The sequence below is a fragment of the Pseudomonas sp. FSL R10-2964 genome (genome assembly GCF_009600035.1).
GTDB lineage: Bacteria > Pseudomonadota > Gammaproteobacteria > Pseudomonadales > Pseudomonadaceae > Aquipseudomonas > Aquipseudomonas bubulae.
Genome location: NZ_WIWH01000039.1, coordinates 48356 through 58590, shown reverse-complemented (window position 1 = coordinate 58590; position 10235 = coordinate 48356). Strand labels below are relative to the sequence as shown.

Sequence of the window (10235 nt, the reverse complement as noted above, 5' to 3'; positions counted from 1 at the left end):
AGCAGCACCCGCGGCGCCTGCCGCAGCACCCGGTCCGGTCAAGGAAACCGCGGCGGTATCGGGGCTCGCCAGCCTTGGCAACCCGCCGCCCGAGTACCCATCCCTGGCCTTGCGACGCAGTTGGGAAGGCACTGTGGTGCTGCGAATCAAGGTACTGCCCAACGGGCGCGCCGGGACGGTGGAGGTCACCAAATCCAGCGGTAAACAGGCACTCGATGACGCGGCTGTAGAAGCCGTACGCAACTGGAAGTTTGTCCCGGCCAAACGAGGGGATACCCCCATCGAAGGATTTGCCACCCAGACCATCTCTTTCAAATTGCCGGAATAACCCAGCCGGGTGCCGACACTAACTTTTATTTAGCCGCCGTGTGAGGTGTAACCATGAACGAGTCTATGTCTTCCATGATTGTCCCCGGGGTGCTCTGGGCACTGGTGCTGTTTTCGGTGGTGAGCTGGGCCTTGCTGCTCATCAAGTCATCGCAATACCTGCGCCAGAAAGCGCAAAACTCGCAATTCAGCAAAGCCTTCTGGGCAGCCCCTGACCTGCTGACGGCGGCCGAACACGCCAGCCAGTACCCCGGTGCCCTGGCCCGCATCGCCAACAGTGGTTTTGAAGCCATGATTGTTGATGACAGCCCGCGCACCACCCAGCAACTGGCCCACACCATCAACCGCTCCGATCGTCTGGAGCGCAACCTGCGCCAGCAGATCCAAAAAGAGCGCCGCGCCCTGGAAAGCGGTCAGGCGATACTTGCCAGTATCGGCAGCACCGCGCCCTTTATCGGTCTGTTCGGCACCGTGTGGGGAATCATGGAAGCGCTGCAAACCATCGGCGCAACCGGCTCCGCCAGCCTGGAGACCGTGGCCGGGCCCATCGGTCATGCCCTGATCGCCACCGGTGTGGGGATCGCGGTCGCGGTACCGGCAGTGCTGATTTACAACTTCTTCCTGCGTCGCCTCAAGCTGGCCTCGGCCAACATGGACGACTTTGCCCATGACTTCGACGCCCTCGCCCAGCGCAGCGCCTTTGCCATCGACCGTCAGGCCATTTCCAACAAGCGCACCCCAGTGCGGGAGGCAAGCTGATGTCTTTCTCAACTCAGGACAGTGACGAAGTACTCAGCGAAATGAACGTCACCCCGCTGGTGGACGTGATGCTGGTACTGCTGGTGGTGTTTATCGTGACCACGCCGATGATGACCAACGCGATCAAGATCAACCTGCCCAAGACCGACGCCGTGGCCACCGAAAAGAAAAAAGACCCGGTGGTGGTCAGCGTCGATCAGGACGGCAAGTTCTTCCTGGCCAAGAACGAGGTGGCCCCCGAACTCCTGGAGAAAAGCCTGCAGGACGTGAAAGCCCAGGATCCGGAAGTGCGCGTGCAGTTGCAGGCGGACGAAGGTGTCAACTACGGCCAGGTGGCCAAGGCCATGGCCTCCATTGAACGCTCGGGCATTACCAAGATATCGGTGATGACCGCCAGATGAAGCCCTCACCCCAACCCTCTCCCAAAGGGAGAAGGTCAGGGTGAGGGGCTTTTGATCCTGATGTAACCACGCACCACCCACGCCGCGCAGGGGCTTTTGGCCCCTGCAGGGGAGCGGCTTGCTTGAAAAAAGTGTTTTGCCCGGGTCGACATAACCCAACTGGAGTCATGAGGGCTCACAAGGCCATTCCAATAAACGTCTGAAAAAGTCGGAATTAACCATGCAGATGAAGAGTTCAGGTTTCACCCTCAAACCGCTCGTTGCAAGCCTGCAACGGCATCGCTTCGTGCCGTTGTATCTGGTTGCTCTGGGGATGAGCGCGGGCCAGTTGCAAGCAGCTGAAGTGACTACAGCGGATGATTCGAGCACTACCGTGAGCACCCCGGCGGTGAGCACTGACGCGGCACCAGCGCCAGCCACCACGCAACTGGATCGGGTCGAAGTCACTGGCTCGGCGATTCGCCGGGTGGATGCCGAAACTGCCGTACCCATCACCATCCTGCGCGCCGAGCAGTTGCGCAACGAAGGCGTGACCACCACGGCCGAGATCATGCAGCGCGTCACCGGTAACCAATCGCTGCAAAACTCGGCCAGCTCCGTGGGCCAGGCCACAGGCGGTGCCAGCTTTGCCGACATGCGCGGTATCGGCGCCAACAAGACCCTGGTGCTGCTTAACGGCCGCCGTTTGGGCAATAACGCCATTGACGGTTCTGCGGTAGACCTGAACACCATCCCGTTTGCCGCCATTGACCGCGTCGAGGTATTGCGCGACGGCGCATCGGCCTTGTACGGCACTGACGCCATCGGCGGCGTAATCAACTTCATCACCAAAAAGTCCATGACCGATGGCACCCTTTCCCTCGGCGGCGAAGGCGCGGATGCCAGCGGTGGCGGCAACAGCCATGACCTGAGTGCCAGCTGGGGCTACGGCGACCTGGACAAGGATCGCTTCAACATCATGGGTGTGGTCGGTTACAACAAACAGGACAGCCTGGCAGCCAGGGACCGTACCTTCGCCACCAGCTACGCTCCGGGCCGGGGGCTGGATCAGACCTCCGGCACTTCATACCCGGCCAACTACAGCCAGGGTGGCGTAAGTACCAACCCGCTGTCCTCTGGCAGTTGCAATGGCCCGGATCTGGTTGCACGCCAAGGCGTGTGCCGCTTCGATACGCGCAATTATCTCGACCTGCTACCGGAAACCGAAAAGACTTCGTTCTTCGGCAAGGCCACCGGCAAGATCACTGATGTCGATAACGTCAACCTTGAGTACTTCTTTGCCCGCAACAACAACGCCACCTCGATCGCCCCGGCGCCGCTCACCGGCCTGACCATGGACCCGTCCTCGCCGTTTTTCCCCGGCAAGGGCATCACACCGCCCTCCACCAACCCTGGCTTCGACCCCACGCAACCGATCGACCTCAACTGGCGCGAAACCGCTGCCGGTGCCCGCCAGGCCAAGGATCAGAACACCAGCCAGCGCCTGGTGCTGAGCTTCGATGGTGTCGCCAAAGGTTGGGACTACAACGTTGGCGCTTCGTATAACCAGAACCAGGTGATTTCCAGCCTTAGCGGCGGCTATGTCAGCGACGCGGCCATGATCAATGGCATCGCCGATGGCATCATCAACCCCTTCGGCCCGCAAACCGCGGCTGGCCAGGCGCTGATTGACGCCAACCGTTACCACGGTCAGTACGCGTCTTCCGTAGGCCGGGTCACGGGCCTGGATGGACGCATGAGCCGTGAAATCGGCGACTGGTTCGGTGCGGGCCCGGCAGGCCTGGCTATCGGTGGCGAGTTCCGCCAGGAGAAGTTCCACCAGGACTATGAGCAATATGCAGCCGATATCAGCAGCCTGGGCGTAGACCCCAATGCCAGTGTCACAGGCGACCGTACTGTCAAGGCGGCTTACACCGAACTCAACGTACCGGTCCTCGACAGCCTCGAACTGTCGGCAGCCGTACGTCATGACAAATACAGCGACTTTGGCAGCACCACCAACCCCAAGTACTCGTTCCGCTACCAGCCAGTCAAGGAACTGGTGGTGCGTGGCGCCTACAGCGAAGGTTTCCGCGCACCGTCACTGTATGAGCTGTACAACGCGCAATACACCACCTACACCCAGGGCTACTACAACGACCCGGTACTGTGCACCGGCGGTGTCGTGCAACCGGGCGGCAACGCCGGTCGCGACTGCGGCCAGCAGTTTCGCAATCAAACCGGCGGCAACACCAAACTGGCTCCTGAAAAGGCCCGTAACGTGACCTTGGGCTTTGTCTATCAACCCGTGCGCAACCTGTCGATGGGCCTGGACTTCTGGTGGATTCATATCGCCAACCAGATCAACGAGTTCCCGGAGTCCACGGTTTTCGACGACCCGTCGCTTTATGCTGACCGCTATGTGCGCAACCCCGATGGCTCGCTGGATTACATCGTCACCGGCAACTCCAACCTGGGTGCGGTAAAAACCAGCGGTGTCGACGTGTCGATGGACTACAAGTTCCCGAACACCCCGTACGGCCAGTTCGGCCTGGGCCTGCAAGGCACTTATGTGTCGCGCTATGACTACCAGACCACCATCGGTGGTGATTACACCAGCCGTGTCGACGCCTTTGAAGGCACCGGCGTGGTGTCGCGCTGGAAGCACGTGCTCAGCGGCACCTGGAACCTGGGCGCGTACCGTGCCTCGCTGGTCAACCGCTTCACCAGCGGTTATGACGACGCCGACCCGGACACCCACTCCCGTGTAGCGTCTTACACCCTGTGGGATATTTCGGGCGGTTACACCTTCAACAAAACCGTAGACCTGGATGTGGGGATCAAAAACATGTTCGACCGCAACCCGCCGTTCTCCAATCAGGCCTATAACTTTCAAAGTGGCTACGATCCGCGTTATGCCGACCCAATGGGCCGTACTTTCTTCGCCCGCGCTACGTACCACTTCTGAGTGATCACCGGCACCTGCCTACTCCTGCACGTGCCGGTGCAACTGCGAAATCGCAACCCCGCCGCCAGTTCACGCGCATGCGGCGGGGGTTTTTCCAAGCACTCGATGGTTCAACACGCGGCACAAGGAAAACCCATCATGTCTTCATTACTCCTGCCCCTGCTGCGCACGCTGCTGATGCCTGTGCTGGCCTGCGTATGCATTGGCGTCAACGCCGCGCCCAGTCAGGCCATGACCGTTTATGGCGAAGCACCTAAATACCCGGCCGATTTCCAACACTTCGACTACGTAAACCCGGATGCGCCCAAAGGCGGTTCTCTGAGCCGTGCGTCGATGGAAATCGGCCAGTTCAACTACATCACGCCCTATGTCGACCAAGGCACCGGAGTCGCACAAGTGAATGATTGGGTCTATTCACCCCTGGCCTTTCGCTCACTGGACGAGCCCTACACCGTGTACGGTCTGGTGGCGCAAAAAATGGAGCGCGACCCGGACGGTCTGTGGGTACGCTTTTACCTGAACCCCAAGGCACGTTTTGCCGACGACACAGCAATCACCGCCGAGGATGTGGCTTACACCTACAACCTGCTGATGACCAAAGGCAGCCTGAGCTATCGCATGCTCTATGGCGAGGTCCAGGACGTGGTAATCGAAGGCCCGCTGCAAGTGCGTTTCAACTTCAAGAGCAACCAGAACCGCACCCTGGCGCTGGATCTGGCAAGCATGCGGATCTTGCCTGAGCACTGGTGGAAAACCCGCGATTTCAGCAATGGCGGCGGCTTTGAGGCACCGCTGGGCAGCGGGCCGTACTCCGTGGCACAGGTCGATCCCGGCCGCAGCATCAGCTTTGAGCGCAATAAAAACTGGTGGGCCAAGGACTTGCCCGTGAGCAAGGGCCTCTACAATTTTGACCGCATGACCGTGAATTTTTACGGCGATACCGACGTGGCCCGCGAGCTGCTCAAGGCCGCAACCTTTGACTACAACCGCGAATTCTCGGCCACCGGGTTCAGCATCGGCTATGACAGCCCCAAGCTGACCGATGGCCGCTTGCAAAAAGGCGTGTTTGCCAAGGAAAAACCCGGCGCAGCCCAGGGCTTTGCCTTCAACCTGCAAAATCCGTTCTTCCAGGACCGCCGAGTACGTCAGGCGCTGAGTCTGTTATGGGATTTCGAGTGGACCAACAAGCAGATGATGCGCAGCTTTTATGTGCGTCAACAGAGCTACTTCCCGAAAAGCGAAATGGCCGCCACTGCCCTGCCCGATGCCCGCGAACTGCAAATCCTTGAACCCTTGCGCGGCAAGATCCCCGACGAGGTATTCACGCAGGTGTATCAGGCCCCCAAAACCGATGGCAGCGGCTATATCCGCGATAAGCAACTGCAAGCCCTGGCCCTGCTCAAAGAGGCGGGCTGGAGCGCAAAAAACAATACACTGGTCAACGCTCAGGGCGAGCCGTTGCGGTTCACCTTTCTCGATGGCCAGGGCGGTTTTGATCGCATGATCCTGCCGTACAAACGCACCCTGGCGCAGATCGGCATCACCATGGACATTCGCAAGATCGACTCGGCGCAATACGTCAACCGGCTCAATGCCCGTGACTACGACATGATCGTCGTCGGCTTCCCGCGCAGCGGCGACCCCATCGTCTCACCAGGCCGCGAGATGTACGACATGTACGGCTCGCGCAGCGCCACGCAAGTGGGTTCCTCCAACTCCTTTGTACTGCGCGACCCGGCCGTGGACACCTTGCTCGACGGGCTGGTGCAGGCCAACAGCCGTGACGAAATGGTGCATTACGCCCGCGCCCTCGACCGCGTCCTGCAGTGGGGCTACTACATGATTCCCAACTACTACTCGGTGGGCACCCCGACCGTGTACCAGAACCGCTTTGGCCGTCCGGCGCAGGAGCCCAAGTATGACGAAGGGCTGAACACCTGGTGGGAAGTCAGCAAAACCGCACAAACCAACGCGGCCATGAAAGCAACCGGCACACCGTCGGAGGGTCATTGAGATGCTGCATTACATCAGTCGACGTTTACTGCTGATCATCCCCACCCTGCTGTGCATTCTGGTGGTCAACTTCCTGATTGTTCAGGCCGCTCCCGGAGGCCCGGTGGAGCAGGCCATCGCCCGCTTGCAGGGCTTTAGCGGCCCCAGCGTAGGCGGCGGGGCCCGCGACATGGCGGGTGGCGGTGGCGGTGCCAGCCGCAGCAGCCGTGGCCTGGACCCAGCGCTGATCGAAGAGATCACCAAGCATTACGGCTTCGACAAACCCATGCACGAGCGTCTGTGGCTGATGCTCAAAAACTATGCGCAGCTGGATTTCGGCAGCAGTTTTTTCCGCGGTGCCAAAGTCACTGACCTGATCCTGCAGAAGCTACCTGTGACCATCTCCCTGGGATTATGGGCGACGTTGATCACCTACCTGATCTCGATACCGCTGGGCATCCGCAAAGCCATCCACAACGGCAGCGCCTTCGATATATGGACCAGCACCGCGATCATCATCGGCTACGCCATGCCGGCGTTTTTATTCGCCATTTTGCTGATCGTGGTGTTTGCCGGCGGCAGCTATGTCAGTTGGTTTCCGGTGCAAGGGCTGGTCTCGGACAACTTCACCAGCCTGAGTTTCTTCGGCAAGATCGGCGACTACCTGTGGCATATGGTGCTGCCCGTGTCGGCGCTGGTGATCGGCGGCTTTGCCACCCTGACTATCCTCACCAAAAACAGCTTTCTCAACGAAATCAGCCGCCAGTATGTGGTCACGGCACGGGCCAAGGGCCTGACCGAACGCCGTGTGCTCTACGGCCATGTGATGCGCAACGCCATGCTGCTGGTGGTGGCCGGGATTCCCCAGGCGCTGATCGAGGTGTTCTTTGCTGGCTCCCTGCTGATTGAAACCATCTTCAACCTCGACGGTATCGGCCGCATGAGCTACGAGGCCGCAGTGTCACGGGACTATCCAGTGGTGTTCGGCACGCTGTTTCTGTTCACCCTGTTCGGCTTGCTGATCAAACTGATCGGCGACCTCTGCTACACCCTGCTCGATCCCCGTATCGACTTTTCGGCGAGGACTGCCTGATGTTTACCCTCTCTCCTCTGGGCCGTCGCCGCCTTGCCCACTTCAGGACCAACCGCCGTGGCTGGTGGTCGCTGTGGATCTTTGTTGCGCTGTTCACCCTATGCCTGGGCGGTGAGCTGATCGCCAACGACAAGCCGCTGGCCATTCACTACAAGGACCATTGGTACTTCCCGATCGTCTCCAGCTACGTCGAAACCGACTTTGGTGGCGAACTGCCGTTCGAGCCCGACTACAGCAGCGACTACGTACGCAAACTGATTGCCGACCAGGGCGGCTGGATGCTTTTCGCGCCGATCCCGTTCAGCTACGACACGGTCAATTACGACCTCAAGGAGCCAGCCCCCAGCCCGCCTTCCGCGACTAACTGGCTGGGCACCGACGATCAGGCACGGGACGTACTGGCACGGGTGATTTTCGGTGCACGGATTTCAATCCTGTTTGCCTTGATCCTGACCGCCATCAGCGCTGTCGTGGGCATCAGTGCCGGGGCCTTCCAGGGCTTCTACGGCGGCCTGGTAGACCTGCTCGGCCAGCGTCTGCAAGAGGTATGGTCGGGATTGCCAGTGCTGTATCTGCTGATCATCCTGTCCGGGTTCGTGGCGCCCAGCTTCTGGTGGCTGCTGGGGATTATGGCGTTGTTCAGCTGGCTGGCACTGGTGGACGTGGTGCGCGCTGAATTCCTGCGCGGACGCAATCTGGAATACGTCAAGGCGGCGCGGGCACTGGGCCTCACCGACGGTGCGCTGATGCGTCGGCATATCCTGCCCAACGCCATGACTTCTACCCTGACCTACCTGCCGTTTATTTTGACGGGCGCGATCGCCACGCTCACCGCGCTGGATTTTCTTGGTTTTGGCATGCCGCCAGGCACCGCCTCGCTGGGTGAACTGATCGGCCAGGCCAAGCGCAACCTGCAAGCACCCTGGCTGGGCCTGACTGCGTTCTGCGCCCTGGCGCTGATCCTGTCGCTACTGGTGTTTATCGGCGAAGCCTGCCGCGACGCCTTCGATCCCCGGACCTGAGAATTGACATGACCAACACACTGATTGAAATCCGCGACTTGCGCGTGAGCTTTGCCGGGGCAGAAGTGGTTCACGGCATCAACCTCGATATCCGCCGTGGCGAGTGTATGGCGCTGGTGGGCGAGTCGGGCTCGGGCAAGTCGGTAACCGCGCATTCGATCCTGCGCCTGCTGCCCGGCAAGGCTGTAGAGACCCAAGGCAGCATCCGCTACGACGGTGTCGATCTGGTGCATGCCAGCGAAGCCCAGTTGCGCAGCTTGCGCGGCAACCGCATTGCGATGATCTTCCAGGAGCCGATGACCTCGCTCAACCCGTTGCACACCGTGCAAAAACAGATCAGTGAAATCCTTATCACCCACAAGGGCCTGAAAACCCGCGCTGCGCGGCAGCGCACCCTGGAGCTGCTGGAACTGGTGGGCATCCGCGAACCGGCCAAGCGCCTCAATGCCTATCCGCACCAACTGTCTGGCGGGCAGCGCCAGCGGGTGATGATCGCCATGGCCCTGGCCAATGAGCCGGAACTGCTGATCGCCGATGAGCCGACCACGGCGCTGGACGTGACGGTGCAGCAAAAAATCCTCGAACTGCTGATCGACCTGCAACAGCGCCTGGGCATGTCGTTGCTGCTGATCAGCCACGACCTCAATCTGGTGCGCAAGATTGCCCAGCGCGTGTGCGTGATGCGCGGTGGCGAGATTGTCGAGCAGGCCAGTTGCGAGGCCCTGTTCAACGAGCCGAAGCACCCCTACAGCCGCATGCTGATCGAGGCCGAGCCCAGTGGCCGACCGGTACCGGGAGAGCACCGTCACAACGTGCTGCAAGTGGACAACCTGAAAGTCTGGTTCCCCCTGCCAAAACCGCTGTTCAGCCGCGAGCGACACTTTATCAAGGCGGTGGATGGGGTCAGTTTTGAACTGAAAAAAGGCCGCACTTTGGGCATCGTCGGCGAGTCCGGCTCGGGCAAATCGACCCTTGGCCAGGCTATTTTGCGGCTGGTGGACTCAGAGGGCGAAATCCGCTTCGGTAATAAACAACTGAACATCCTCAGCCAGAACCTGTTGCGCCCGTTGCGCCGGCAAATGCAGGTGGTGTTCCAGGACCCGTTTGGCAGCCTGAGCCCGCGCATGTCGGTGCAGCAGATCATCAGCGAAGGCTTGCTGGCCCATGACATTGGCACTGAGCAAGAGCGCGAGGCGGCGGTGATCCGGGTCTTGCAGGAAGTGGGCCTGGACCCGCAAAGCCGTCATCGCTACCCCCATGAGTTCTCGGGCGGGCAGCGCCAGCGCATCTCCATTGCCAGGGCGCTGGTCATGGAACCGGAGCTGATACTGCTCGACGAACCCACCTCGGCCCTGGACCGCACGGTGCAAAAACAGGTGGTCGACCTGCTGCGCGACCTGCAGGCCCGGCATGGCCTGACCTACCTGTTTATCAGCCACGACCTGGCGGTGGTGCATGCCCTGGCCCACGACATGATCGTGATCAAGGACGGCAAGGTGGTGGAACAAGGGGATGCGCAGTCCATCTTCGACAACCCGCAACACCCCTATACCCGGGAATTGCTGCAGGCCAGCAGCTTGAAGATGCGGAAAACTGCGCTTGCCGATGCGGTGTAGCCGCTGACGAGGAACGCAGGCTGCGATCGGCTGCGCAGCGGCCGTAAAACCTGGGCAGCGGACTCAACTGGCACTCCG

8 protein-coding genes are annotated in these 10235 nt (G+C 60.5%); all 8 read left to right on the top strand.

Annotation, left to right across the window (positions count from 1 at the left end; all coding sequences use genetic code 11):
• Positions 1–328 (top strand): energy transducer TonB (locus GHN92_RS19665; protein ID WP_153380878.1); only part of this gene is annotated, 328 nt, incomplete at its 5' end.
• 53 nt (positions 329–381) lie between these two features.
• Positions 382–1086: a MotA/TolQ/ExbB proton channel family protein gene (locus tag GHN92_RS19660; RefSeq protein WP_095002841.1), complete on the top strand. Its 705-nt coding sequence runs from the start codon at positions 382–384 to the stop codon at positions 1084–1086.
• A complete protein-coding gene (locus GHN92_RS19655; RefSeq protein ID WP_048369966.1) occupies positions 1086–1487 on the top strand; it encodes a biopolymer transporter ExbD in 402 nt (133 codons plus the stop codon). The genes GHN92_RS19660 and GHN92_RS19655 overlap by 1 nt, the downstream gene beginning before the upstream one ends.
• Positions 1488–1707: 220 nt before the next feature.
• Positions 1708–4434, top strand: a complete 2727-nt coding sequence (locus tag GHN92_RS19650; RefSeq protein WP_095026692.1) for a TonB-dependent receptor — start codon at positions 1708–1710, stop codon at positions 4432–4434.
• A gap of 177 nt (positions 4435–4611) precedes the next feature.
• Positions 4612–6447, top strand: coding sequence for an extracellular solute-binding protein (locus GHN92_RS19645; protein ID WP_256666515.1), 1836 nt, complete (start codon positions 4612–4614; stop codon positions 6445–6447).
• Position 6448: 1 nt separating this feature from the next.
• Positions 6449–7519: a microcin C ABC transporter permease YejB gene (locus GHN92_RS19640; protein WP_153380875.1), complete on the top strand. Its 1071-nt coding sequence runs from the start codon at positions 6449–6451 to the stop codon at positions 7517–7519.
• The gene (locus tag GHN92_RS19635) at positions 7519–8541 is read left to right on the top strand and encodes an ABC transporter permease (RefSeq protein ID WP_095026695.1); all 1023 of its coding nucleotides are present in this window, start codon (positions 7519–7521) and stop codon (positions 8539–8541) included. The genes GHN92_RS19640 and GHN92_RS19635 overlap by 1 nt, the downstream gene beginning before the upstream one ends.
• An 8-nt stretch (positions 8542–8549) precedes the next feature.
• Complete coding sequence (locus GHN92_RS19630; RefSeq protein WP_153380873.1) at positions 8550–10157, top strand: ABC transporter ATP-binding protein; 1608 nt, start codon at positions 8550–8552, stop codon at positions 10155–10157.
• Positions 10158–10235: the final 78 nt, after the last annotated feature.

Coding starts and splice junctions, on each gene's coding strand:
- GHN92_RS19660 (WP_095002841.1), top strand. CDS start 382: ATGAACGAGTCTATGTCTTCCATGATTGTCCCCGGGGTGCTCTGGGCA.
- GHN92_RS19655 (WP_048369966.1), top strand. CDS start 1,086: ATGTCTTTCTCAACTCAGGACAGTGACGAAGTACTCAGCGAAATGAAC.
- GHN92_RS19650 (WP_095026692.1), top strand. CDS start 1,708: ATGCAGATGAAGAGTTCAGGTTTCACCCTCAAACCGCTCGTTGCAAGC.
- GHN92_RS19645 (WP_256666515.1), top strand. CDS start 4,612: ATGCCTGTGCTGGCCTGCGTATGCATTGGCGTCAACGCCGCGCCCAGT.
- GHN92_RS19640 (WP_153380875.1), top strand. CDS start 6,449: ATGCTGCATTACATCAGTCGACGTTTACTGCTGATCATCCCCACCCTG.
- GHN92_RS19635 (WP_095026695.1), top strand. CDS start 7,519: ATGTTTACCCTCTCTCCTCTGGGCCGTCGCCGCCTTGCCCACTTCAGG.
- GHN92_RS19630 (WP_153380873.1), top strand. CDS start 8,550: ATGACCAACACACTGATTGAAATCCGCGACTTGCGCGTGAGCTTTGCC.